Genomic DNA, 25,066 nt, shown 5'->3' with positions numbered 1-25,066 from the left:
AATGGGAAATGTTTCTAACAGAATTCCAGAATGTTTCCAAAATGTTTCGTCTTGTTTTTTTGAGATGAATTGGCTTTAGACAGTGTCGCTGGTGGAAAATTTAAAGGTATAAAAATAGACAATGCTTGTGTGGCTCCTGGCCTTAATGAGACAGGAGAGCGGGGCGAATCTCAGATTTCATATAGACCGACTTGCCTGGTCGTTGTCTAAATTGCATCAATGCCGCGTTCGCCGGTTCGAACGCGTATTAGTTCGTCTAGGTCTATCACCCAAACCTTGCCGTCACCGATCTTTTCAGTTCGGGCTGCGGTCACAACGAGTTCCATAACTTCATCGAGGGCTTCATCGGCCACGACTATCTCCACTTTGAGCTTTGGGACAAATCTTGTCTGGTACTCTGCTCCTCGGTACACCTCGGTATGTCCGGCTTGACGGCCATACCCCTGCACTTCGGAGACGGTCATGCCTTTAATGTCTATCTTTGATAGTGCGTTTGCGACGTCCTCAAGTTTGAACGGCTTTATAATGGCGACGATCAATTTCATATCGATTGTAAACCTTTGATTTAGGACCATATTGGTGCGAGATGTCGGAGTCAATGTTAGTGTTTTCTTCGGGTGTCGATTCCTTAAAGTTCAGTTGGGCTGGTACCTACTTTTTGTAGGTGCCAAGCAAAAAGCTTGGGTAAGAACCAAGAGTATGAGCGCCTTCGTGGCGCCTTGTTGTTTGGATCTCTACTGGAGGTGCTACATATTTACGCGTATCCATGTTGCTATTGCTTGATGGTCATTGTGTTAGCTAGCTTTATCAATTAGAGCAAACTCAAGAGAGCGTCGATTTGACCGAAATCTTACCTTTTCACTCCAGGACGGGATCTGCTTGCTTATCTGAACCGTAGCTTACATGGTGGTAATTCCCGCGTAACTTTTTTAGAACACGAGCCAAAAACGGAGGACTCCCATGCATCGATTTCGGTAACCGTGGGTTCAGATGGCAGAAAAGCCAATCAGATTTAGTTTTCATGCTTTTTGATGCGCAGTGATTTCTATTTTTGGAAAATCGATTGAGATCTAGATTGGAAAATCTTAAGCCAGCGGGTGGAAGTTCTGTATGGATATGGCGCCTTGGGTGCCAAATGCTTTTGGTTTCAAAAGGTGGCGCTATGGGCGCTTCGAAGGTGGTAGATGACATGTAATTTCAACTACGAGCACCTTTAGGTCAAATACCAGTTTCAGCGTTATTTATCTTGGACACCCCGGTCCAGGTAAAGTTTGAGTTACCTAGCCCGGGGCTTTTGTTCCAAATATCTCTAATGGTATTTTCGAAGATCTATCTGATCGAAATCCTAGGAGTTACTTTTATATTGTTTTCCTCGTGGCCAGAGAATTACTGAACCAACTATTGCCAATAGTGCTGCCAGGTACCAATAGACCAGGGTTCCCCATGGTTTGCCCGTGTGGGTTGAGGGTACGACTACTTGTGAAGCTGATTTTGGCACAGTAGTTGCCGGATTGGCCGTCGAAGGTGCTGTCACCGGTACCAGTGTTGTCGGAGGCGTCGTGGTCGAGGAAGAAAAGCTAGGTGCTGTCACCGGTACCAGTGTTGTCGGAGGCGTCGTGGTCGTGGTCGAAAGGCTAGGCGCGGTTACCGGCGTTGTAGTTGGCGGAGCCGTCGTGGTCGTGGTCGAAAGGCTAGGCGCGGTTACCGGCGTTGTAGTTGGCGGAGCCGTCGTGGTCGTGGTCGAAAGGCTAGGCGCGGTTACCGGCGTTGTAGTTGGCGGAGGCGTCGTGGTCGAGGAAGAAAAGCTAGGCACAGTCACCGGCGTTGTAGTTGGCGGAGCCGTCGTGGTCGTGGTGGTAGCGGGCGAGGAGACCGTTACCGTGTCACTCCATTGTACTGGATTGGCGTCTTCTGATTCCGCTGTGGCGGTGTTGGTAAAGCTTCCAGTCGCGTTTGCTTTTACTCCTACGGTTATGGGTGGAAGTGTCGTGCCCGGGGCAATCGGCGATGCCGGGGTGTATGAACAGCTGAATGAGTTTTGCGGATGATTAACTTGACAATTCCAATTTGGCGTTGCTCCGCTAGGGCCGCTAACGGTGTCGAGGCTAAATTGTGATGGTACGGGGTCAGTTACAGTTATTGTTTTCGATTCGGATCTGTTTTGAATATTTCCAATTTGAGTCGGCAAACCGACAGTTACGGTAAAGTTGAAGTTGCTATCTATCGTCGTGCTTCCGCCGGTGGTAGTGAAGCTTGAGATACTAGCTATTCCACCAACGCTATCAGTCTTTTTGATGGAAAGTGTTGGTCCTCCAAAATAGTAGATTGGGTTACCGTTGGCGTAAAGCGCAAAGTCGTCGGCTCCTTCACTTACTCCTGTTGGAGTTTTGTACCAAGTTGGAGTGAGGGTTTTTACGCTAGATGTCCCTGTTACTGAACTTGACAATGCGTTTATGTTGAAATAGCCAAAACTCACATTGGAATATTGGACCCCATTTACGTTGCCAGAGGCAATCCATAGATTGCCTGAATGTGGATCATAAGTCATTGATTCAATTTCGTTGTTAGGACTACCTCCGATCTGATAGTCGTACCCAGTTATGCTTCCGGTGGTTGCAATTGGGATATAACCGACTTGTTTGTTGAATTCACGCACGAACCATAGCTCGGAACTACTTCCGTTGGTGGTGACTCCTTGAAAGTCTCCGAATCCTCCTCCGTTTGAGGGTACGCTATAGACGACATTTGGGGTATTTGGGTTTGATGCAGCGTTATTTGCAGGGGAAAGAGTGCTGAGTAAATAGGAATAGATGTGGTGCGATGCGCCGCCGATATAGGCGTATTTACCGTAGATGCCCATCGCTGACCCAATTGTTTCGGTGGGGTCCAAAATAAATGCAGTAGCAGCCAGAGAGGTGGTTGTCGTGCTGTTTGCATTCTTGATTTCCCATAGAACGTTATAATAAGTGCTCGTAGTGGCAGGGTTCAGAACTAGGGAAGGTTGCGTTAGATAGACGTTGGTTCCATCTGTTGCGATCGAATATGAGGACTGGCCACTTAGGGCTTTGCCCGTTGAACTATTTACTACGCAATTTAATTTCGGAGTGGTGTATTGAAGTGATCCAGCGCTAGTAAAAGTTAATCCGCTTAGTGAGAGCTCAACGACTGTGCAATTGCTTGATCTTTGGTTTATGAAATATAGACGATCAGAACTTCCAGCAACAGGTACTACTACGCCATCGTAGAGTTGATCGGCGGTATGGATATAGCCTATTGCAGAATCCGAGGTACCGGAGAATTCAATTAAATACCCACTCGTTGTTGATACCCAGTAGTTGCCATCGGAGGTTTTGAGGGTTTGCTCAAAGTGAGTGCTAGAAGATACAACTTGACTTGTGATGAGATTCGAAAGGTTGAAGGCAATAGGCGTGTATTTCGTGTTCGATGCGGGATCCGCGGAGGCTGTATTTGTGCTGGAGAAAACGGTAGCTAGGCTCGCGGCACCTATCATCGTAAGTGACGAGCCTAGCAAGGCGGCTTTTCTTAGAGAAGTTTTCACAGGGTTTCTACTATTCTTTTCGATTAGGGCGGTCACGATCTCATCTCTGTTGACCGACTGATGATCAATTTTCTTTTATCCGTAGCATCGGGTCTTTTTGGCTCGGGTGTTCAAGATCTTTAACGTTGGAAGATTTGTTACTTTTTGATGATCGAATCTAAGACCTGCCCACATGGCTGTTAATCTCTGGAAGCTCCATTGATGTATATTCCGGAATAATTCCTTGATGTGTGCGATTCGGCTAGACATTTCTATCCCTGGCGGCGGGTTCGATGGTGTGTCTTTTGTTACGTCGGGCGATGTGTCCTCGAAGCAGCTCATTTCTTTTTGACTCGAAGGTGCAAATTGTCTTTGAAGATTTAGGTCAGGTTTATCTTCAATATCTCTTTTTTCGGCGGATTTTGAGCCTGGGTTAAACATATCAGTAAATATTTTGAAATTTCAATCATTCCAATGTTAGCAATCCTTTGACATTGTCAATTACACCTCGGCGGCATTACTAAAGTTCATTGGTAATACTTTTGTGTGGGTTTTAGCCATACTGGGCGATACGAGAAGTGGATTCTGGTGAGTTTTGATTGGATAAATATCTTTTTGCATCGATCCGCCGTGATCTAGCTCGTAAAAAGGTCTTAGTTGGATAATCTTAGTCATAAATGGCAAATTTAGAATTATTAAAGATTACGTAAGCTAGCTGTAGTCAATGTATGATTTATCTTTTAAATAATTTTTCAGGTTCTGCTGATTTTAGAAAATATAAATTGTCGTTAAATTTTCTGTCTAAATCAATGAATTTCTGACTAAGTTGAACCATTTAGCAACCTTAAAGATTATTTTTTCAAGTATCTGACATTGTCGTAGAGCACATTAGCCATCGTGACTTGGACCTATTGAAGGGAGATCCCTATTGAAGGCAGAATCACATGTAGGTCTCTATGTCAATATTTTCGTAGACGTTTATAGCAATCGGGGAGATTGATGGCAAGATTACTCCAGTTTTGCTAGAAATATGATTTAAGATTGGCTATTTTGTTTCAAAACCATCTCCGGTTAGGTTGGTGTTTACTTCGCGTTGAGACCATAGATGGCGTTCGATGGATCTATTAGATTTTTATCGAGTTAGCTTATCGTAGAGGTCTATCTGGCCAATACGGGAAGTTGATTAGTTGTCTACCAAGTACTTATTTGTTACTTTATGATTTTTGTTACTTTATGAATTTTTTCAAAAGGAATGCTTTGGTTGTTTAATACAAATCATTATTGCTTTTCACTTAGGTAAAGTGGGTTGTTGATAAAAGTGTACTGAGGCTTTCCCGCGGCTTTTTGGACATGGCAATCAAAGGCGCGTTCGTCCATGGCATTGTTGGGAACCATGTATAAAACATGAAACCTAAGGAAGCTTTGCTTGGCTCTCCTAGTCATTATGTGGTTCGAGGAAAAGAGAAAGCTAGGGCTAAGGGTGGCTTGGTTTGGGCTGTGGCATCATGGGTGGATAGGGCTTAATTGCGCTCCAAGGCCGGAGTGAGTTCGTTATTCGGGCGATCTTAGCTGGCTGGTTGGCATCAAAGAGGCTCGGTACTTAGGTCTTTGACTTTCTCGCGAGCTCTTTGACGATAATTGCCTTCTCCTTGGAATTTTCCAGTTCTCCAGGGAAGCACCTCGATGGTACTGCGGGTATCGGTCATGGTTGGTTGTGCTTGTGAATTTCAGGGATCGGTTGTCTTTGTGTGGGCATCCATCTCGATAAATTGACCTTGGTGGATAACTTAATCTTTTTGCTCGTTCGAGATAGGCATGGATAAGTAGGGGTCATAATTGGTTAGAAGCACAACATTGTCTTTTGTTGCGATTTCTCTACCTGATGCGCTATTTCGATCGTTTGAGAGGTTTCGCCAGATGAGTCTCCAACAGATAATGATGCTCTGTTGAATAACGTTCTATCAGCTAATTCCAAGATGGTCAAGGTGGCCATTAAATAATGGTCTTGGTTCGCAGGTCTTGTGATCATGAATCCTGGGTGAATCCCTGGTTAAATCTTTAAGCTCCGATGATCTATCAAAAGCGCAAACGAGAGCAATAGTTCAAGGTAGCTTCTTTTTTGAGAGTGGTCGAATTAGGCTCGGTGGCTAGTTTTGGCGGCGCCGTCGAAAGATGTCTCCATGATGTTAAATGGAGATATTCTCTTTGGCGTTGTGAAAGGTTTGCTTGCTGATTGGCAATGGCCTATCTCTATTTCGTCATTACTGGCACACGCCAGACCAGATGTTATTTTTTTGCGTGCTCTAAAAATTGGCTACTCCAACCCAAAACAGAGCGATCTTGCGATAACTTTTTCTAAAGCTGGGTTAGTCGATATCAAATAAGACGATTCTTGAGCAAGTGGCTCATCGGGGTAAAGGGTTAACTAGATTTTTACGATTTCGTGCCATTTGTCCGCCAAGGTATGATCGCCGATTAGCTCTAGATTCTCGTAGGCGAATCGATTCCATAGCCACCCATAAAGCGCGCTTGCGGTACCGCGTAGCGCAAGATCACACTTTTGGTGCAATTGCTTTGCTTCTATGGTCGTAGTGCCAAAGAGGAAGACCCATTCGGTATCTGAGACATCATTTGCATGGATATGGATGGAAAATGGCTCGGAACTCCCTTCGTACTTGGCATTTAATCGGCCCAGAAATACATTAACAAATTCCGCGATTCCGTCACTGGCAAATTTTGGATTGAAATATTTATTGACATCTTGGACTAAATTCAATGCGAGTGCAATGTCGAGAGAGTGTACCGCTACTTCGTGGGCCATACGACGCTTTAACCAAGCGCTATTTTGATTTGATCCCGTCCAATTCCAGGCAGGTGTTTGATCGCTCGTGGTTTTCAACGTTGCAATAAGACGATTCGAAGTCTCGGTGTATTGCTCAAGATGGTCGATGGTTCCCGTCGCACTTTCGCCAGCTTTGGGTTCTTCGGTCTTTCCAATGCGATTTATTGCCCTCTCTAAGACTAACGAAAGGTGTTCGAGTAGGTCGCTTACACGCCACGACCCAAGGTGAGCCAAGGCCAAGTCGAGATTGGAGGGGGCCTGTTCGCTAATCTGGGCAGCGTATTTCTCTAATTCATCTATCAATTCAGATGTTTCTATTGCCATTTCGATCCTTAGTATGAGTCAGAAGGTGTTCCGCGGGTAGAAATTGATAAAAAACAATGGAAAGGTCCTTCCAAACGAGCACCTTCGCCAGTTGACTGAATTCCTAGAAGAAGCTCCGATGAAGATGAATGCATTGTCTTTTAATTTATCTATTTTATGAGCTGCTCTAGTCTTATCGTAGCTTTAATATTTATAATATCTAGGAGTGAGTAGATTGTGATGGCGAATTTTACGATCCGCTACCGAATGAGACCGGGGGGTCGCCGCTCAAAGGTGAATCGATCGATCCCAGGTGGTTTTGGGCGGTGTTTGGGCCCTGATTGGCGATTGGAAGTTCTACTCCAATGGTAATGCCTTTTCCAATTCCGCCAGAGGTTATCCAAACCTTTCCATTGTGCGATTCGGTAATCGATTGAACGAGGGAAAGACCTAGTCCTGCTCCACCTTGGGATCGCGTTCGAGATGGGTCAGCTCGGTAGAAACGCTCAAATACGTGGTCAAGTTGCTCTTTTGAGAGACCTGGTCCCCAATCCCTCACTGATAGCTGACAGATTGGAGCCCCCTGTTCATCTGCTGTCACCCCTAGGGTAATTTCAGCCTGGGTATTTTCTGTCGTATGTGTTCTTAGGTTCGACATAATGTTCGAGACGACTTGGGTGAGCCTTGGCTGGTCTCCGATTACATGTATATCCGGCGCGATAGATGCATTAAGTGGTCTGTTGGGCTCCACTACGTGGGCATCGGCCACTACAGCTGCGACTATTTGAGAAAAGTTTACGTCGAGTTTTTGCAGGGCTCGAGCTTGGTCCAACCGAGCAAGAAGTAAAAGGTCTTCGACCAATCCCGCCATCCTAACCGATTCAGTTGTGATACGTTCGGCGGCGGAATATATATCTTCGGGTTTAGAGATCAAGCCGGTTTCGATTAGCTCTGCATAACCTCTGATTGAGGTAAGCGGCGTCCGTAATTCGTGAGATGCATCAGCAACGAATCGCTTTAGACGCCCTTCGGAGGCTTCGCGTTTTTCAATCTCGGCTTGAATCGTTCCCAACATGTAATTAAGGGCGTCCGCCAGTTTTTCAACTTCTGCATCTCGTGATTCTGCTTCGATTCGTCGCGAGAAATCGCCCTTTGAGATTTGATCAGCAGTCTCGGTCATTCGATCAAGAGGTGCCAGACCAATCCCAATTAGATAGAATCCAAGTGCGATCAGAATTACCAGTAAGGTCAGCGACACGAGCGTTGTGACTATGGCTAGACGTGATAGGGTCGCATGTAGACCAGTCTCTGGAATAGCTAAGATGACTGTAACATTTCCAACTGAGGTAGTAATGGCTAACGCGCGATATTGAATTTGGCTACCGTTGGAAGCTGTAACGGTCGTTGGGTGATTCACTTTAATTGCCTGTGAGCCGCTTAGTTGGATCTTGGGTGGCGAACCTTGGAGAGTTCCGGGTTGAACGAATGCAACGCTAAAAACTATTCTACCGCCCGAAGCTATTTCTCCCCAAGACCCATCGGGTACCATGGCTGGTATAGAACCGTTGCCAGGTCTTCCCTGAAATGATTCGAAAAGTGCTTGCGCCGTGGATCCAATTGTAGTTTGGAGCTGCTGGTCTAATTTTTGGTAGAGAAAAGATTGCAAGGCTGTATACGTTGCGAGATCAGCTATCCCAAGTCCAAAGGCCACCAGTAGTGCCACTGTTATTAGAAGCTTAGCTTTTAGTGTTGATTTCGGTTTTTTATTTCGAGCGTCTGCTTGGCTTTGTTGAGTTGCTTCAATTCTTCGCCTTAGGATTTCCTTTACTGCAACCAATCCAATGTCTTTCATCTCGAAATTGGCACTTCATTTTGGTTGAATGAAGTGCCTAAATTTTGTATTTGGATCTCTCATTGAGCGTCATAGCTATTGGGCATTCGCATTGAGTATCCAGCTCCTCGAACGGTTCGAATGAGCGAAGGTTCGCTATCTGAGTCGATCTTTCTTCGCAGATAGGAGATGTAGGTCTCCACGATGTTAGCGTCCCCACCGAAGTCGTAATGCCAGACGTGATCGAGGATCTGTGATTTAGATACGACCCGTCGGGCATTTTCCATCAGATATTGAAGTAGATTGAACTCGGTTGAGGTGAGCTCGACCTGTTGTCCTTTTCTAAATACTTCATGCGTTTCTAGATCGAGGATGAGATCCGCGAAGACCAACCTCGTCGAAATCTCATTATCTTTCTTAGTGCGTCTGATGATTGCATCGACTCGGGCAGCTAGTTCTTCAAGCGAAAATGGCTTTGTTACGTAGTCATCGCCGCCGATTTTGAGGCCTGAGACCTTGTCCTCAGTCGTATCTTTGGCTGTTAGAAAGATTATCGGCGTATCGATCTTTTCCATTCGCAAGCGTCTTGCCACTTCGAAGCCGTCTAACTCTGGCATCATTACGTCAAGCAAAATAATATCTGGAGAGAATGAGCGAACTTTTTCAAGTCCCTCTCTGGCACCCGATGCCTTTTCTACTTTGTATCCTTGGAAACCAAGGGCTAGTGAGACCAGATCGGTTATGGAGCTTTCGTCATCGATAACTAGAACTCTAGGGGCTGTGGTTGGTTCGCTCAATTTTGGCTCTCTGCTCGTTGAAACCTTGGGAATGAGATTCGTCACTTTGATCCTATCGGCTTTTTATTGTGCGTCATGACGACTAGGCGGTCGGGGCTGCTGCCAAGGTCACCGTCGCAGAATTGGTGCCTTGTGCGTTGACCCATTTGACAGTCAGAGATTGCCCAGGCTTGTGTGAATGTATCGCTGTGACAAGGCTCGATGCACTGGTAATGGCCTTCGAATTGACGTTGGTGATTACGGATCCTGGGGTAATTCCAGCTTGATTTGCTGGTGCTCCTGCTGTGACCTGGTCGACTAGAGCGCCATTTAGGGATGTTGGTAGACCGAGTTGGCTAGCGATGGAAGGAGTCAGTGTTTCCACAGCTACACCGAGGTATGCCGTTTGTCCAGTGACAGGGGTAGTTGTAGTAAATGTGTTCGGGTGAGCTTCGATCTTGGCGACGATTGGAAGTACAGAGTCTATTGATTCGGCAAATCCTAGATTTTGAGCAGGTTCGGTACCGGTTCCTGTCAAGATTTCGGTATTCATTCCAATTACTTGCCCGGATGCATTTACCAACGGTCCGCCTGAGTTGCCAGGATTGATCGGTGCATCGGTTTGGATGAGACCGCTAAGGGTGCTAGTTGACGACTGTAGCGTTCGATTAAGGCCAGAGACGATTCCCTGGGTCACAGTCGGCATTCCTTGAAGTGCCAGTGCATTACCAATAGCGACAACGCTGTCTCCAACTTGAAGGGCTGATGACTTTCCAAATGTTACAGTAGGCAGATTGGATGCGCCTTGAATTTGAAGTACAGCTACATCGTGGGCCGTATCTCGGCCTATGACGGTAGCGTTGTATGATTTGGATTGACCAAGTAAAGTCACGCGAATTGTACTTGCATTCGCGACAACGTGTGCATTTGTTAGCACCTTACCATTGGGTGTCATTATCATTCCTGTACCGGCAGCCGAGAAGCTGCTAGAGCCTCCGAAGAAGCCATTGGATTGAACGCCGGTGGTAGAGATGTCCACTATCGCAGGTTCAACCTTCGCGAGGATAGCTTGGATACTCATCGCTCCATTGGCCGACGTAATTGCGGCAGCAGCCTGAGCTGTTGTGGTTGCATTTGTTTGGACTGCAGAGGGAACGGTTGTGCTTGTGGTGGTGGAGCTAGCTAGCTTGTAGCCGCCATATCCACCAACTGCGCTGACCACTAGGGCTGTTAGTGCGACGCCAGCAAAGAGGCGACCATTTCCTCTTCTTCGCCTTTGCGTTCTCTGTTTTTGCGCTATGGGTGCTGCAGTGTAGAGGTTTTGCCCATTGAAGCTGGTACCTGCTGACGTATCTGTCGGTTCGTTTAGATATCCCGGGTTTGTGAACTTCGGTGCCTGCTCCTGGGAAGGTTGATCGCCTTGGGATTCAAATGAGGTTGTTGGCTCAAAATCTTCGAAACTCTGGCTCGTAATGATTGCTTCTTCTGAAGTTGGTTTTGGTCCACTTTCTGCCAGTGAGCTGAGCGCTTCGTCGAATGGATCAATATCGGAACTCTTGTCGTTTGGCGTGTCACCTTGGGGGGTAAAGTTTTCTTCCATTGCGTATCCCTCGTTTTTGTCTCGTCTTGTCATCGTTTGGGTTTTGAAAAAACCTTATGAGACCACTATCGAGGTTGAACCTTTGAGGATTCTGAAATATCGCTAAAGGATCGCGTATAATTGCCGATAATAAATATGCGACCCAATGAGAGTCTAAAAGGGGCCCCACTCTCTCCCTCTAAAGGGTCGACAGATATTAGTTGTAGTGCCTTTTTGTGATGATTTCCCCCATCACTATTTTTTTTAATCCGTTAAATCATTTGGGAAAGTTGGGCCCTCCTAACTTAGATGTGGATCAAGCAACCCGCTCGTAGGGGAGCCTTGGGGCAATTGGTCCCCATTAAAGCATTACCAAAGCAAGTTTCGATTTTGCCATAGGAAGACCATGGGTTCTAACATCGTGTTTTCAAGGCGGCCCAATATCTTGGTAATTTTCTTAGTTGAGTTTTTGTCGGGATTTCATCTTGGTGACGTAATCAGTCATCTGTTTTTTTTAAATGGATAATCCATGGGGCATCTTCGTGAACGAATTGAGTTTCCGATATTTTTGTTATTGAGTCTCTCCATATTGGCCATCTTTGATTTCGCCCATTTGAACTGGATATTCGATCGATTTAGGAGCCATTTAGGTTGGTCGTTTTGAGGTCGTATTCATAGTTAAATGAGCATGTAATTTTTCATTGTTCGTCAAAAGTGTTGAGCTTGGACTAGTCTTTGCCAAAAGGGTTCGACGCTGGAAGAAGGAAATGTCGGATGGGGATGCGTCAAGAGTGTAAAAACTATCAGAGCCGTACATATGATACGGGCGATGTTGCGAGGTATTGCGTTTTGGGCCTTGCCCCAGAGGCACCATGGAAGTGTCCAGATAATTGTCCGAAATATGAGCGAAGACTTGCAGATGTTGGTTGGCAACATGGAAAATTGGTTTCGCCGCCTGTGGTTCCTATCGATATCCCGCAAGACGAAGAGCGCGATATCGAGGAGCTCTTAAATCGTGCTGAAGATGTTGTCAATTCCGCAGTCTTTGACACGATGAACGAATTAAAAGAATCGAAGAAACGGCGAGGCCTTTTCCGACGCAAAGATCGCGACTAGGTAAGGTAGCTTATTCGGCGATAAAAGCTCGTCTTTTGTCGTACGGGATGTGTTGTACGCGATGGGCGAACCAAGCCCAATCTGAGGTCTAGCACGTCGCGTTCCATTTCGCTCAATTTATGGATACCTTGGAAATGGCGGTTCGACAAGGTGCTAAATCACCTTATTGAGCGAGAATCCAATAAGGTGATTTAGATCTTTTATTTGGCTGTGGTGTCCGCCTCTTACTACGTTGGGTCTTTGTGGCCCATCTGCCTTGCCATCTACCTTACTACTCTCCGGTAAAGTTAGGGGGTCGCTTTTCTATGAAGGAGCCAATGGCTTCGTTTAGGTCATTTGAGCGCAGGAAGGCTGAGTTCCAAAGGCCAACCCTGTCAAGGTCTTCAGATAGGTGGTGACCATAAACTGAATTGAGAATATTTTTTGTGCCAGCTGTGGCGAGCGGCGAGTTGGCAGCGATTTTTTTAGCAACCTCAAAGGCTGCTTCAATTACTTCTTCTTTTGTCGGGAGTATCCTATTGATTAAGTTTATCTCTAGGGCTCGGTCGGCTCCAAAGTCCTCAGCCGTTAGTGCGAGCTCATAAAGGTGGCCTCGTGGAATTATCGAGGGAAGCCTTTGCAGAGATCCCAGGTCGGCAACGATAGCGATCTTGGCTTCCCTTATGGAAAAGATTGCATCCGCAGATGCGATTCGGATATCACATGCAGCAATCAAATCGACACCGCCACCGATACAATATCCGCTGATCGCGGCGATTACAGGAATCGAAGTATTTTCTAAGACTGAAAAAGAGTCCTGCAGAGCTTTGACTCTTTCGTACATGATCGAAGCCGATTTAGCTACTGATCCACCAGGTGAATGGAGTATCGACTCTTTTAGATCTAGGCCGACTGTAAAGTCATTTCCACTTGAACTAATTACGATGGCTCTGACTTGGCCATCTTTAACTAACTCTTTGATGGCTAGAGGGAATTCTTCGAAGAATGCAGGATTCATTGCATTTCTTCGCTCTTGACGTGAGAGGATTACGTGACCAATGTGGCCATTGATTTTGTATTCGATACATTGGTTACTAGACATTTCATAATGCTAACATCAACAAATTGTCGGTTTTTTCGATTATCTAGATTTGCCCTACATTGTGGCTCTTGGCCGGGTTAGATCCATTAATTCGGTCTGGAAGGATTGGCTTGCAAATGGGCTGAAGTCGCCGATATTCCTTTGCAAATTTGAAGAACTAGGTTTGACAATCCGTTTGTAGGCGAATTCCAATTGGGATTCTACTATCGTGATAGGAGAAATTATTTTTGAAATTGCGATCGAGGTGACCGTGTCGAGCGAAATTGGCAGCGTCCAAGCATTCGAACTTGAAAACCAGACTGTTTTAGGAGGGGATGGCTCTTGGCTAACCTCTCTTCGGGAGGACGCCCGGAAAAAGGCGATCGAAATTGGCTTTCCAGCTCCCAGCGAGGAGATTTGGCGTTATTCGAGAGTTGAGGATTTGACTTCACTCTCGTTAAGAGTTGGCCTTTCAAAGCCAATAATCAAGCTATTCGATGGAGTTCCACCGCTATTAGATGGCCTAAAAGCATCTCTCGTGGCATCTTCTTCACTGTATCTAGAAGTTGCTCCAGGTTCTTTGGACATCTATGACCAGGCTAAAAACTCTGAGGTTCTCAGTGTCTCTCATATCTCTGATATAACAAAACCTCATTGGGACGAGTATCTATTGATGGACGACTTTTTTTCTGCATACTCCTTGGCGTACTCGCAAGATCATTACGTCATATCGATTGCCGACAATGCGAAGATTGATGAACCGATAGTCATAAGCTACAGGGTGCCTGGTGAGGATGTGGCGTTTTTGCCACGCGTTGTCGTGGTTTTGGGAGATGGATCCCAAGCAAATGTCATTGAGTTCATATCTTCGGAGCCTTCTGTCTCCTTCGTAGGGGCAAACTTTCTTAGTTGCTTAGGGGCAGGCTCCAACCTCTATCACTATCAGATTCAAGACCTTTCTAAAGATGGTTATATCGTTGCCAACTGCTCGGCACGCATTAGCGATCATGCCAAGCTTGAATTTGGCGTTTTTAGCTTTGGCGGTAGCTACGCTCGTGTTCGCGCGGAGAGCCACTTGGATGGAGCCGATGCCAAGGCCTACCTGAAGGCTGCTTATTTTGCAAGCGGTAGCCAGATGCTAGACTTTCGCACTCTCCAGGATCATCATGCTCCAAATACCTTTTCGGAGTTGCTCTTCAAAGGGGCAGTTTCGGAGAATTCGCACTCGGTATACTCTGGTTTAGTCCGCATTGAAGAGGGCGCCTCGCGTTCCGATGCCTTTCAGACAAATCGAAACCTCGTGCTTTCTGAAGGCGCGCGCGCTGATTCGGTGCCAAATTTGGATATCAGAGAGAACAATGTTCGATGTTCGCATGCGTCAGCAGTAGGACCGATCGATCCAGAGATGGTCTTTTATTTGGAATCTCGCGGAATTGACCCAGAACGTGCCAAGCGGATTATCGTTAAGGGGTTTTTCAACGAGATTATGGAGGGGATCGCTTCGTCAGAGGCGGTTGAGGTAATCAATGAATTGGTTGATATCAAATTGAGGGAGACCTTGTAATGCACGATAGTATCGCTCTTGGAACGGTTGAAGAGTTCGAGGTCGGAAAGGCGCGAAGCGTCGAGGTCGGTGGTCATCGAATAGCAATTGTCAGAATAGGCGATGATTTTTATGCCATTGGAGACAAATGCAGCCACGCAGATTATGCATTGAGCGAAGGTGAAGTCTATTCGCAAGAGAAGGAACTGGAGTGCTGGAAGCACGGAAGTACTTTCTCTCTTGTCACAGGCAAGCCCACTACGCTACCTGCAACGCGTGCTGTGCCCGTCTATGACGTTCACGTAGAAGATGGAAAGTTATGGGTGACAATCAAATGACGATAGCTGCCAAGACCTCAGTAGATTCGGTCATGCGCCTTGTGGATCTTCATATTGAGATAGACCACAAAGAGATAGTCAAGGGCGTTGATTTGACTATAAAGGCCGGCGAAGTCCACGCGATAATGGGCCCTAATGGCTCAGGCAAGACGACGCTTGCATCTACCATCATGGGAAAGAATCCATATGTGGTGACCTCTGGCGGGATTTTTTTGAATGATTTGGAACTTACTAATCTTCCGACCTACCAAAGGGCCCGGGCTGGGTTGTTCATGATTGCCCAGTACCCTCCCGAACTGGTGGGCGTGAGCTTTGATGACCTTGCCCGTGAGCTGAATTTGGACGAAGCTAGGTTGGCTGCTAAAGACTTAAGTAAAGAGGCAGTTGCAATTGGTCTTTCGCCAGAGCTTCTTTCGCGAAGTGTAAACGTTGGATTTTCTGGTGGCGAGAAAAAGCGGGCCGAGACCTTTCAGCTGGCTACCTTCGGCGCGAAGATTGCGATCTTGGACGAGCTCGATTCCGGTCTAGATATTGATGCTCTGCGTGACGTCTCTCGCCGTATCGCTTTGATGGTTAAGGAAGAGGGGCTAGGTGTACTTGTCATCACTCATTACTCCCGCCTTCTGCGTGAGCTCGAGCCTGACTTTGTGCACGTCTTTGAAGATGGACACATAAATCGTAGCGGTGGTCCGGAGTTGGCTTTCGAGCTTGAACGAACAGGTTATGGTCCAAAAAAGAGGTGAAATTCCTCTTTGTGGCTGATAAATCCTTCCCTGCGGCAATAATTTCATCAGATTTTAATTTTTTTTAGAGGTTTCTACCTTTAGTGATTTGTGACTTAAGTCACTGGTGTGTATACTGGTTCTCAGTGAAGCGCAAGGAAATTCACAGGCCGTGCGAAAGCAACTTGGGGGAGTTTGGTCAGTGTAGTGGGGATTTCCAGGCGCTTGCTTTTTCTGGATGGGGGAAGTCAAGGAGGCGCATAGCGCCTCCTTCTTCGTTTAATCTTCTATATCTGTATCGTCTTTGTTGGTCGCTTCTGAAATCATTTCTTTTTGCTTTGGACGAAATCTATCCAGGGCGACTGGCTGTCCTCAGAATTTTGATCCCCAAGGGCCATGGCCCTTGGTCAGGGATGTCAGCAGCTAGAGGTATCTCTCTTCGCCATAATTAGCCCGATTTCACTCGGCCTTTGCAACTGGACTCTAGATAAAATGGCAAGTATTTTCGCTTGGGGTTCTAGCGGTAAGATTTTAGGTATTAGATACAGCAGGTAACACATAGGGCACGTGTTTCTAATGATGGGGCAAAGTAGGCGCTTTGGACCAATGCAGTTACCACTTGCCATATTTGAAGGCTCGCTAGAGTTCGAGGTGATTACAGCCTGAACAAATGAAGTTGATTTGAGCACCTCAAGCGTGTGGCTTTTGAAATTGCCTAGTTGGTTATCGTCTAAATTGCGTTATCTTTGGTGGATCATCTTCAACCTATGATCGAGAGCGCTTGGGTCGGACACGATTCAACCGCTTCGATCAATGTTTCGCGAAGTTCTTCGTCTGGTGTATCGTTTAGAACGTAGAGATATCCGTCTTCTCTAACTTCAAAGATTGTTGGCGCAATTCGCATGCAAATTGCATTTGACTGACACTTTTCAAAGTCGACTTCTACTTTCATTGAAAGCTCCTTGGTTGATGTGATCTAAAACCAAAGGTTAGCCTATTTTTCAAAGTGAGAATAGACCTTTGCCGATTTATAAATTTGACTCTTTGTTAGCTTTCATGAAGATTACTTATAATGTCGGTGGGTTCTTGATAATCTTGGTGCCAGATTTTAGGTTAGGTGAGTGATATGCGGCTGCTGGTTGTTGAGGACGAGGTAAGGCTCGCCGAGGCGTTACGACGTGGCTTGCAGGCTGAGGGTTTCGCAGTCGATATAGCAAATAGTGGAACTGAAGGTTTGCGACTAGCCAAGGAGAGCCCATATGATGTGATCCTTCTTGACATTATGTTGCCCGGGATCAATGGATTTAAGCTATGTGCAATGCTTCGTGAATCTGAGATTTGGTGCCCGATAATGATGCTAACTGCAAAGGATGGAGAACTCGATGAGGCCGAGGCATTAGATACCGGCGCTGACGACTTTTTATCGAAGCCATTTTCTTTTACAGTATTGTTAGCTCGGATTCGGGCCCTGCTGCGGCGGTCATCGCCTTCTCGGCCAGCCCAGTTGAGCGTCGATGATTTGATTCTTGACCCAGCGAGCCATGGAGTGAGCCGTGGTTTGGTGGAGATTGAACTGACATCTCGAGAATTTTCTTTACTCGAGCTTTTGCTTCGGCGAAAAGGCGAGGTGTTGACCAAATCTGAAATCATAGAGCACGTTTGGGACTATGACTTCGAAGGTGACTCAAACATCGTTGAGGTCTATGTCGGATATCTGCGCAAGAAGATCGATGCACCATTTGGAACAAAGACAATTCGAACTATTCGAGGAGCTGGTTATGTCATATCATAATTTGCCTGCTTGGCGCACTTCGATTGGCCTGTTTGTTTGTGTGTTTCGTCTTTGTCGGTGATTTGCGTTCTGGCTTTAAATCACAGTTTACATTCAGGGAGGTTTGCGCTTAAAAGTAGCCCAATGATCCCTGGGCGTTATATCCAGGACAGGTCTCAGGCGTCATCTCACCTAAAGTTCAGCCGATCTTCATCCGTTAGCATCTGTATGGATTCTGTTGCTTATCGTCGCTGGAGCTTTTAGTCAACGCTTTTTTACCGCGGATACGGTTTGCGCTGTGGCTTGATTTAGAGACCTGGAGCTTTGTCTTTGGTGCAGGTCTGACTTTCTGAGCGTGTTGGCGCTTTCTGGATGTTGACTATATTTTTTGTTTTAGATCTTACGTGCCAATGTGTTTTTTTGGTTTAGAGTTGGTTGATTCCGTAGCTGGGATCCATCTCTTTTTTGGGGAGGTCGTAGCTCGGTGGCTCTAGGTTGATTTGTTTTGAAAAGTCATCTAGACGTGTGTGAAAAAGTGGTGTCAAGCTGGCAATGGATCGAAAGATACAAAACGAAGTTAAGGCTAAGACTCGATCCTTTTATAGGTCCGTACGTGCACGGACAACGTTTGCGGCAGTTCTAGTAGTCTCTCTGGCCCTTTTTTTGGCTGGAGTTGTATTACTTCGTAATACGTTAGATGCCTTCGATCAGGCGGCCATGAACTTAGCTCGCACGGAGCTCGGTACTGTATCTATTATGCTCCACAGCAGGGATATTCTTAATCCATTGCCGGCTCCTCGGGGAGATTTGGGAGTTCAAATCATTGATTCCCAGGGACGCGTAGTAGCATCAACTGGAAATTTTAGCGGATTGGGTCCAATCACTAAGATTCCGCCGGCTCAAGGTGCCGTCAACTTGACCTATACGCCTCCAGCTTCGAATCTTCATCGCCGTTTTGTTCGTGATTCAAACGGAGTTATAGTAGGTGCTGCAGTTCCGGTTTCAAGCGAGGGACTCAGTATTGTGAAGTTCTCATCGGGAGCTACTCCGGATATAGGACTTCCAGAGCGATCTGAGACTCCAGTTCTTACTACAAAAAAGGAGATAGGTCCTGCCGCAGGGAATCAAAAGCTTGCTAGCGCTAAGGTCTATGTCTTTGTCTGGGCTTCGTTAGCCTCGCGAGAACAGTCAATTAATGCTATTGAGACGTCGCTCTTTGTTGTCTTTCCACTTTTGGTGATACTGGTTGGATTGATCGTTTGGTTTGTTACAGGACTAGCTCTTTCTCCGGTTGAGAAGATCAGAAGTGAAGTTAGCGATATCTCCGGTTCCAATCTGCATCGGCGAGTCTTTGTTCCACAAACAAAAGATGAGATAGCGGCCCTTGCTTTTACGATGAATGCAATGCTCGATCGAATTGAGGTCTCGACTGAGCGTCAACGTCAGTTCGTCTCTGACGCATCTCATGAGCTGAGAAGTCCCATATCGTCGATTCGGGCCGAACTTGAGGTGGCGCTTTTGCATCCAGAAGCCACCGATATACCTCAGTCCTTGAATGCAGCGCTGGATGAAGCTCAGAGAATGCAGCGGATTGTGGCAGATTTGTTGACCTTGGCCAAGCTCGACGAAAAGGTGATTCGACCATCCCTAGAGTCGGTAGATCTAGATGAGATTATCTCCGCAGAGGCTCGACGGGTTCGAATCCACAATCAGAAGATCGTGGATGCCACTAGGGTGAGCGCGGCGCGAGTTAGGGCAGATAGGGATCAAATAATACGTGTCATCCGGAATTTACTCGAAAACGCTGCTCGCCATTCGAGATCTACGATTTCGATTGGTCTAAGAACTATTGATTACCATGGAGAGGCTAGCGTTGAGTTACGCATCGGAGACGATGGGCCGGGCATAGCACCTGAGATGAGAGAGAAAGTCTTCGAGAGGTTTCACAGGGTTGATGAAGATCGCGCGCGAATTAGTGGCGGGTCAGGGCTAGGTCTGTCGATCGTCGCTGCGTTGGTTGAACTTCATCAGGGTACAATTGAAGTATCGGCTGAACCTGCTGAATTAGGGGGAGCGGAGTTTATACTGCATCTTCCTATAGATCCAGACTTTGCAGACCTTGATGTTGAGTCAATTCAGCAAATTCATACGTAGACCATTTATGTTGTAGTAGGTAGTTTTTGCCCTGTGGCTTTTATTGAATCAGCTACAGTCGGTATGAAGATTTTCAGCTAATAGAAATTAGCGAGAAGTGGAATAATGCAAAGAACCTATAGCCGTAGACGTTTTCGACCAAGATATTTTAGAATTTCAATAGTCTTAGTTGGGGCAATTCTCATATCCACCGTAGCGTGGTCTTATGGAACAGCCCTTACTGCCCCTGGTAGTAGTAGCTTGGGGGTAAAGACAGTTGAGTGGATTCGTGGTCACGGTGGAGCTTCTATTGTTCGCTATGCAGAGAACTTCTGGTATAGCCACAACAAGCCACCAGTAGGTGGCAAACCACCAGCCGGGGCGATTGCCAAGGTGACGAAGTCTACGACTACAACTATAGCTAAGGGTCCTGCCCATCTGCCCCCACCTAAATCTTTGGTTCCATTCGTATCTCCGTCTATAGCTGGAGAAGGCGTTTGGCAGCCTCAGGGTAGATTGATCGGCGGGGTGGCTGGTCTTTACACCACGACCATTCGTCCTTCTACGGTCTATACATCCCTTGTGGCTGGAGTGGCATGGATGGATCCGAATTTGCTCTCGTTTACCCTTTTTGCAGGGGCGGCAGAGCCAGGTCATGGACCATGGACCTACATGGCCCCATTTTCCACGACAGAAGAGCAAAGCTTGGTCGCTGCCTTCAACGCGGGCTTTAGAATGCAGGATGCCAAGGGCGGCTGGTATTCTGAGGGTCGTCAGGTCTATCCGTTAGTAAATGGCGCAGCGTCTTTTGTAATCTATAAAAATGGTACTGCCAATGTCGTGCAGTGGGGTAGAGATCAGACGCTAACTTCAGATGTGGCGTCTGTGCGACAGAATCTATCATTGATTGTCGATAATGGGAAAGTTAATCCTGCGGTCTACTCCAATAACTTTCTCATTTGGGGGGCAACTGTTGGGAATGCTGTTTTGGTTTGGCGGTCTGGAGTCGGTGTGACGGCTAACGGAGCGATAATCTATGCAGCAGGAGCGGGTCTTAGTACTGCCAACTTGGCGAACATTCTCATTAGGGCAGGGGCCGTTCGCGCTATGGAGATGGATATCAACTCCACTTGGACCAACTTCTTCTATTTCAATCCATCGACAAATAACGGTCTAGCGTTACCTAGTAATGGATCCCGTCTGGTCTACAATATGCTGCGGCCGCCTGCTCGCTACTTTGAAGGTACCGCTCGAGACTTTATTGCCGCCTTTGCTCGGCCTACGGATGCAAATGGGCATGTAATTCCTCAGACATCGTCATCTACAACCTCAAGCGTGCCAGCTGGTTGAAATTATACCGAGCGAGATAGCTACGTTGGTTGCAATGTAGCTATTTTAGCTCCAGCCTTTCGGCTTTAGCGTGGTTTTACTCGTGAACTATCTGGGTTCTAGTCACGGCTTCGAACCCTCCCTGCCTTTACGGACGTGGCTTCTGGCCCCTATCGTTTGGTTGAGGTTGCCTCACATGCCGTCCATCACGCCACCACGAACATCTGGTCGGGTATCGAGGAATTGATACTGGTAGGTGAGGTTGCTAGTTATTGGCTTGCGCTGGTCTGAGATAAATCAGACAGGACCCGGTTCGGGGTGCTACTTTGGGCTCTGGCCTTGCGACCGTGAACCTGGGGTGTATGCCTTACGTTGATCTAGCGACCAACGTTTGACGGATTGGAGATGTGCCGACTCGGACTTTTATTTCCGGGCCAATTGGGGTGTATCTGTTGCCAGTAACATTAAATTGACCACCCCAGTAAGCCTTATATTGGAACGTTCAAAACCACCCGGGAGTCATCAAATGCCAAAGGTTAGGCCATCAATGAATTGATTAGAAATTAGGAGCCCAAGGACACAGCTGTCTCGAAATAGCCAAACTTATCGGAGACAAGAGCAAAGTTATCTTAGTCCTTAGCCACCTTTGATTAGCATTTATTTTTAGTTTTTCCAATGAATTTAGGTATTTCAGTTGGTTGGGTGTATTCGGTGGCCATAGACCTTATTTAGGAATGACTAAGCCGCCTAGGGTTAAATGGTCGCATCTATCTCATCTAGAATTTGAGAAAATGTGTTCCAAGCGAGGGTCGCACATTTGATGCGAACTGGGAATTTCACCACACCCTGAAGCGCGGCTAGTTCGCCTAGAGCCCTTAGGTCTTCGTTGGTTTGAATCTCTACTGTTTCATGATCATCTGCAAGAGATAGTAGAGATTTAAAGGTCTTAATTACTCCCCGGGCCTCCTCTAAGGATTTGCCTTTTACGGAGATTGTCATAAGCGAGGCTGAGGAGCGAGAGATCGAACAACCCTGTCCAGCCATTTTTATATCGGCTATCTTGTCACCATCCCAATTTACATAGATGGTAACTTCATCACCACATAGCGGATTGTAACCCTCATTCTTCAGTGCCGGTGGCGATTCCAATGTTCCTGAATTTCTTGGGTTCTTGTAGTGGTCAAGGATGATCTCCCTGTATAGATCCTCTAATCCCTGCATTTCCTTCGTACCTTCATTCAAAATTTATCGATTAAGAGTCTAATCGTCGTATTGCAATGGCCCCTTTTGGGTGATTGCCTTTGGCGGGTGGCTTTTATGATTAGCTAAAGTAGCGCTGTGCTTCGGCAAGCGCCTCTACCAGTGCGTCGACGTCATCTTCGTCGTTGTAGATATGAAATGAGGCTCGAGCCGTTGCTGCTACACCCAATTCACGCATCAATGGCTTTGCACAATGGTGGCCAGCTCGTACGCACACGCCATGGAGGTCGAGTATTTGTGATATGTCGTGGGGGTGCACGTTTTCAAAGCTAAACGAGATGCAGCCGGAGCGCTCCTTGTAGTCTTTTGGACCATAAATCTTGATGGTGTCTCCAAAGCGATCATTGATTTTTTCGAGAGCAATCTTCATTATTGCTCGATCGTGATTAGCGATATTTTGCATACCAAGATTATTCAAGTAGTCAACGGCTGCTCCTAAGCCAATGACTTCAGCGATTGGTGGTGTCCCCGCTTCAAATTTATATGGAAGTTCATTAGGGGTATAGCTTTCAAGGCGTACATCGGCGATCATGTCGCCACCTCCTAAGAAGGGCGGCATCGATTCAAGGGTTTTGAGATTTCCCCATAGCACGCCAACACCTGTTGGTCCGAGCATCTTATGACCAGTGAATGCTACCAAGTCAGCACCAAGCTCTTTTACGTTTAAGGGCATATGTGGCACATATTGAGAGGCATCCCCAACGACAATTGCACCATAACTGTGAGCGACTTGAGCTATCTGACTAAAAGGAGTAATCGTTCCTAGCACGTTTGAGGCGAGAGTGAGCGATACGACTTTGGCGCCATCTAATGTTTGATCTAAGTTATCTAGGATAAGGCGACCTTGTTCATCGTGGTCGATGAATTCTAGTTTTATACCAAGATAAGATGCAAGCATGATCCAGGGAACGTGATTAGCGTGGTGTTCCATTTTGGTTAGGACGACCTTGTCACCTGCGTGCAAGTAACCGTGACCAAGCGAATTGGCAATTAGATTTAGTGATTCGGTTGAGTTCTTTGAGAAGACAATCTCTTTGGATGGATTGGGCGCACCTATAAAGTTACCGATTTTTAGGCGGGCGGCTTCATAGCGGTTTGTCGCCTCTTCAGCTAGAGCGTAAACTCCCCGATGGACGTTGGCGTGTGTGGTGCGGTAGTAGTCGTCCATGGCGTCTAGTACTGACGTGGGTCTTTGTGAAGATGCTCCGGAATCTAAAAAGACAAGCGGCTTATCTCGGTTTTGGGAAAATATGGGGAAATCTTTTTTGATTACCTTTGGATCGAAACTCAATTCATTTAAATTCGGCATCTCCGGTAGAGTCCCCATTTGTGTTATCTCCATCCTTCGTAGCCGCTTATTTCTAGGGTTTCTACGATCTCCATGCCACCACTAGCGATTATCTTTCCATCGATAAGGATGTGAATTTTATCTGGATGTACCTCGTCGAGAAAACGCTGGTAGTGCGTTACTAATAAGGCTCCCAGATTCGGATTGATTGAGCGCACTTCATTGATACCTCTAGATACGACTCTAAGTGCGTCGATATCGAGGCCCGAGTCGGTTTCATCTAATATTGCGAAATCGGGATTCAAAAGGGCAAGCTGGAGGACTTCATTGCGCTTTTTTTCGCCGCCTGAAAATCCTTCGTTTAGATAACGTTCAGCGAAGGACGGGTCCATTCCAAGGCGATCCATCCAATCGAGCATTTCAAAGCGTACTTCAAGGGCCGATACATCTACCCCTCTACGAGCACTCATGGCCTGGCGTAGGAACTGCACTACCGAGACGCCGCTAATGGCTTCAGGATATTGAAATGCTAGGAAGATCCCGGCTTTTCCTCGGGCGTCAGTACTCCATTCGGTGATATCTTCACCGTGGAACAAGATCGACCCCGAGGTTATGCGATACCCTCGGTGACCCAGAAGGGCTGAGGCCAAAGTGGTCTTTCCTGAGCCATTTGGTCCCATGAGCGCGTGAACCTCACCGATGGGTATCGTGAGGTTCACGCCTTTGAGGATTTCTTTGTCATCGTCAGTGCTGACGTGTAGATCGCGAAGTTCGAAGAGAGGGAAAGCCATGTTTTTAAATAATAGTGGCTGTTGGTAGATATTTTCCCTATCTAGATAGTAATAATACCTATGACTCCCACTTCGATACGATATCGCTTAGTTCCGGATCGTTTGGCTCTGGGGCGATACCGTCTTTGTAGGATCCAAAATAGAGGAAACCTATAAGATAATCTGTTTTTGCTAATCCGAGCGCCTCTTTTATGAATGGATCAAAGAGGACATCGCCGCTGCGCCACATCGAACCGTAGCCGAAAGAAGTTGCTGCTAGTAGCATATTTTGTGCGGCTGCGGCACCGGCGCAAATTAACTCTTCATCGGGTAGGACTATCTCGGGGTGTTTTTTGGCAGCGACCGCAATGACTAGGGGTGCTCTTAGGAATTTTGTCTTTTCTTTTGTGATTTGACCTTGAGTTGGTTCGATGCCTAAGGCTAAACTGCGACGAGTCATAGATTCGGCTAAGACTTCTCCGAATTCAAGGCGTGCGTCACCTTCAAAGACGATAAACCAAAAGGGTCTGGTCAATTTGTGATCTGGTGCTGCAGCTCCGGCTCGAAGTATTGTAATCAATTCTGCTTCGCTTGGTCCCGGTGGGTTGAGTTTGCCACTCGATCGTCGATTGAATATTGTTGCTATTGTAGCGTTATTACCGGTCTTCAATGTTTCCTTCTTTAGTAGAAATCGGTGCGTAATTAAGGGCTAATTCGAAAATCAGGGTTGTTTCTATGAGTTAGTTAGGATATACGCCTTATCTTAAGATTTTCGAGCGAATTTTAATTGTTACCTACAATTTTATTACTGTTATTCTTTTGCGACTTTATGTGAATGCGACTATCGAAATTTCATTGGCGAAATTA

At 46.5% G+C, this 25,066-nt stretch carries 19 protein-coding genes; 7 read left to right on the top strand and 12 right to left on the bottom strand.

Annotation, left to right across the window (positions count from 1 at the left end; translation table 11 throughout):
• Window positions 1-206 precede the first annotated feature (206 nt).
• The 6 genes from AXFE_RS06475 to AXFE_RS06435 all read right to left on the bottom strand — a co-directional run bounded on the left by AXFE_RS06475 (window position 207) and on the right by AXFE_RS06435 (window position 10,890).
• On the bottom strand, window positions 207-545 hold the full coding sequence (locus AXFE_RS06475) for a P-II family nitrogen regulator (protein ID WP_052605104.1): 339 nt from the start codon (window positions 543-545) through the stop codon (window positions 207-209).
• Between the two features lie 800 nt (window positions 546-1,345).
• Window positions 1,346-3,559: a hypothetical protein gene (locus AXFE_RS06470; RefSeq protein ID WP_052605078.1), complete on the bottom strand. Its 2,214-nt coding sequence runs from the start codon at window positions 3,557-3,559 to the stop codon at window positions 1,346-1,348.
• Window positions 3,560-5,963: 2,404 nt separating this feature from the next.
• Window positions 5,964-6,704, bottom strand: a complete 741-nt coding sequence (locus AXFE_RS06450) for a maleylpyruvate isomerase N-terminal domain-containing protein (RefSeq protein ID WP_052605074.1) — start codon at window positions 6,702-6,704, stop codon at window positions 5,964-5,966.
• Between the two features lie 229 nt (window positions 6,705-6,933).
• The gene (locus tag AXFE_RS06445; protein ID WP_052605073.1) at window positions 6,934-8,535 is read right to left on the bottom strand and encodes a sensor histidine kinase; all 1,602 of its coding nucleotides are present in this window, start codon (window positions 8,533-8,535) and stop codon (window positions 6,934-6,936) included.
• A gap of 59 nt (window positions 8,536-8,594) precedes the next feature.
• On the bottom strand, window positions 8,595-9,311 hold the full coding sequence (locus tag AXFE_RS06440; RefSeq protein WP_052605103.1) for a response regulator transcription factor: 717 nt from the start codon (window positions 9,309-9,311) through the stop codon (window positions 8,595-8,597).
• An 82-nt stretch (window positions 9,312-9,393) separates the two neighbouring features.
• Window positions 9,394-10,890 (bottom strand): S1C family serine protease, encoded by a 1,497-nt coding sequence (locus tag AXFE_RS06435; protein ID WP_160291752.1) that lies wholly within the window; start codon window positions 10,888-10,890, stop codon window positions 9,394-9,396.
• A 753-nt stretch (window positions 10,891-11,643) separates the two neighbouring features.
• Here AXFE_RS06435 and AXFE_RS06430 point away from each other — a divergent pair.
• Entirely contained in the window at window positions 11,644-11,985 is a 342-nt protein-coding gene (locus AXFE_RS06430) for a hypothetical protein (RefSeq protein ID WP_052605071.1), read from the top strand.
• Window positions 11,986-12,256: 271 nt separating this feature from the next.
• Here AXFE_RS06430 and AXFE_RS06425 read toward each other — a convergent pair whose 3' ends face one another.
• Window positions 12,257-13,066 carry an enoyl-CoA hydratase-related protein gene (locus AXFE_RS06425; RefSeq protein WP_052605070.1) on the bottom strand — a complete coding sequence of 270 codons (810 nt, stop codon included), beginning with the start codon at window positions 13,064-13,066 and terminating at the stop codon, window positions 12,257-12,259.
• A 250-nt stretch (window positions 13,067-13,316) separates the two neighbouring features.
• Here AXFE_RS06425 and sufD point away from each other — a divergent pair, with 250 nt between their 5' ends.
• From sufD to sufC (AXFE_RS06410), 3 genes are read left to right on the top strand one after another with little or no spacing between them, the layout of a single operon-like run.
• Complete coding sequence (sufD, locus tag AXFE_RS06420; protein ID WP_152625906.1) at window positions 13,317-14,609, top strand: Fe-S cluster assembly protein SufD; 1,293 nt, start codon at window positions 13,317-13,319, stop codon at window positions 14,607-14,609.
• Window positions 14,609-14,926 carry a non-heme iron oxygenase ferredoxin subunit gene (locus tag AXFE_RS06415; RefSeq protein WP_052605068.1) on the top strand — a complete coding sequence of 106 codons (318 nt, stop codon included), beginning with the start codon at window positions 14,609-14,611 and terminating at the stop codon, window positions 14,924-14,926. The genes sufD and AXFE_RS06415 overlap by 1 nt, the downstream gene beginning before the upstream one ends.
• Window positions 14,908-15,669, top strand: a complete 762-nt coding sequence (gene sufC, locus AXFE_RS06410) for a Fe-S cluster assembly ATPase SufC (protein ID WP_235347673.1) — start codon at window positions 14,908-14,910, stop codon at window positions 15,667-15,669. Before AXFE_RS06415 ends, sufC (AXFE_RS06410) begins: the two co-directional genes overlap by 19 nt.
• Before the next feature lie 739 nt (window positions 15,670-16,408).
• Here sufC (AXFE_RS06410) and AXFE_RS06405 read toward each other — a convergent pair.
• Window positions 16,409-16,600, bottom strand: coding sequence for a ferredoxin (locus AXFE_RS06405; protein WP_052605067.1), 192 nt, complete (start codon window positions 16,598-16,600; stop codon window positions 16,409-16,411).
• Between the two features lie 174 nt (window positions 16,601-16,774).
• On the opposite strand from AXFE_RS06405, the gene AXFE_RS06400 reads away from it, so the two are divergent.
• The 3 genes from AXFE_RS06400 to AXFE_RS06390 all read left to right on the top strand — a co-directional run bounded on the left by AXFE_RS06400 (window position 16,775) and on the right by AXFE_RS06390 (window position 20,902).
• Complete coding sequence (locus tag AXFE_RS06400) at window positions 16,775-17,440, top strand: response regulator transcription factor (RefSeq protein ID WP_052605066.1); 666 nt, start codon at window positions 16,775-16,777, stop codon at window positions 17,438-17,440.
• Between the two features lie 531 nt (window positions 17,441-17,971).
• Window positions 17,972-19,573, top strand: a complete 1,602-nt coding sequence (locus AXFE_RS06395) for a sensor histidine kinase (RefSeq protein ID WP_052605065.1) — start codon at window positions 17,972-17,974, stop codon at window positions 19,571-19,573.
• A gap of 105 nt (window positions 19,574-19,678) precedes the next feature.
• Entirely contained in the window at window positions 19,679-20,902 is a 1,224-nt protein-coding gene (locus tag AXFE_RS06390; protein ID WP_052605064.1) for a phosphodiester glycosidase family protein, read from the top strand.
• A gap of 732 nt (window positions 20,903-21,634) precedes the next feature.
• Here the strand turns inward: AXFE_RS06390 and sufU are convergent.
• The 4 genes from sufU to AXFE_RS06370 form a co-directional block, all read right to left on the bottom strand.
• Window positions 21,635-22,102, bottom strand: coding sequence for a Fe-S cluster assembly sulfur transfer protein SufU (sufU, locus tag AXFE_RS06385; protein ID WP_052605063.1), 468 nt, complete (start codon window positions 22,100-22,102; stop codon window positions 21,635-21,637).
• A 100-nt stretch (window positions 22,103-22,202) separates the two neighbouring features.
• A complete protein-coding gene (locus AXFE_RS06380; protein WP_235347671.1) occupies window positions 22,203-23,468 on the bottom strand; it encodes an aminotransferase class V-fold PLP-dependent enzyme in 1,266 nt (421 codons plus the stop codon).
• Between the two features lie 5 nt (window positions 23,469-23,473).
• Window positions 23,474-24,220, bottom strand: a complete 747-nt coding sequence (sufC, locus tag AXFE_RS06375; protein ID WP_052605062.1) for a Fe-S cluster assembly ATPase SufC — start codon at window positions 24,218-24,220, stop codon at window positions 23,474-23,476.
• Window positions 24,221-24,278: 58 nt separating this feature from the next.
• Complete coding sequence (locus AXFE_RS06370; RefSeq protein ID WP_052605061.1) at window positions 24,279-24,869, bottom strand: nitroreductase family protein; 591 nt, start codon at window positions 24,867-24,869, stop codon at window positions 24,279-24,281.
• Window positions 24,870-25,066 lie beyond the last annotated feature (197 nt).

This window comes from Acidithrix ferrooxidans, assembly GCF_000949295.1.
In the GTDB taxonomy this organism is placed as follows: Bacteria; Actinomycetota; Acidimicrobiia; order Acidimicrobiales; family Acidimicrobiaceae; genus Acidithrix; species Acidithrix ferrooxidans.
The sequence above is the reverse complement of the archived record's forward strand: the minus strand, read 5'-3'. Positions and strand labels throughout refer to the sequence as shown.

What these genes read in the sequence shown, in the direction of transcription:
- AXFE_RS06395 (WP_052605065.1), top strand. Translation starts at nt 17,972, where the DNA reads ATGGATCGAAAGATACAAAACGAAGTTAAGGCTAAGACTCGATCCTTT.
- AXFE_RS06425 (WP_052605070.1), bottom strand. Translation starts at nt 13,066, where the DNA reads ATGTCTAGTAACCAATGTATCGAATACAAAATCAATGGCCACATTGGT.
- AXFE_RS06450 (WP_052605074.1), bottom strand. Translation starts at nt 6,704, where the DNA reads ATGGCAATAGAAACATCTGAATTGATAGATGAATTAGAGAAATACGCT.
- AXFE_RS06380 (WP_235347671.1), bottom strand. Translation starts at nt 23,468, where the DNA reads ATGGGGACTCTACCGGAGATGCCGAATTTAAATGAATTGAGTTTCGAT.
- AXFE_RS06405 (WP_052605067.1), bottom strand. Translation starts at nt 16,600, where the DNA reads ATGAAAGTAGAAGTCGACTTTGAAAAGTGTCAGTCAAATGCAATTTGC.
- sufC (WP_235347673.1), top strand. Translation starts at nt 14,908, where the DNA reads ATGGGTGACAATCAAATGACGATAGCTGCCAAGACCTCAGTAGATTCG.
- AXFE_RS06400 (WP_052605066.1), top strand. Translation starts at nt 16,775, where the DNA reads ATGCGGCTGCTGGTTGTTGAGGACGAGGTAAGGCTCGCCGAGGCGTTA.
- AXFE_RS06475 (WP_052605104.1), bottom strand. Translation starts at nt 545, where the DNA reads ATGAAATTGATCGTCGCCATTATAAAGCCGTTCAAACTTGAGGACGTC.
- AXFE_RS06415 (WP_052605068.1), top strand. Translation starts at nt 14,609, where the DNA reads ATGCACGATAGTATCGCTCTTGGAACGGTTGAAGAGTTCGAGGTCGGA.
- AXFE_RS06445 (WP_052605073.1), bottom strand. Translation starts at nt 8,535, where the DNA reads ATGAAAGACATTGGATTGGTTGCAGTAAAGGAAATCCTAAGGCGAAGA.
- sufU (WP_052605063.1), bottom strand. Translation starts at nt 22,102, where the DNA reads ATGCAGGGATTAGAGGATCTATACAGGGAGATCATCCTTGACCACTAC.
- AXFE_RS06390 (WP_052605064.1), top strand. Translation starts at nt 19,679, where the DNA reads ATGCAAAGAACCTATAGCCGTAGACGTTTTCGACCAAGATATTTTAGA.
- AXFE_RS06430 (WP_052605071.1), top strand. Translation starts at nt 11,644, where the DNA reads ATGGGGATGCGTCAAGAGTGTAAAAACTATCAGAGCCGTACATATGAT.
- sufC (WP_052605062.1), bottom strand. Translation starts at nt 24,220, where the DNA reads ATGGCTTTCCCTCTCTTCGAACTTCGCGATCTACACGTCAGCACTGAC.
- AXFE_RS06435 (WP_160291752.1), bottom strand. Translation starts at nt 10,890, where the DNA reads ATGGAAGAAAACTTTACCCCCCAAGGTGACACGCCAAACGACAAGAGT.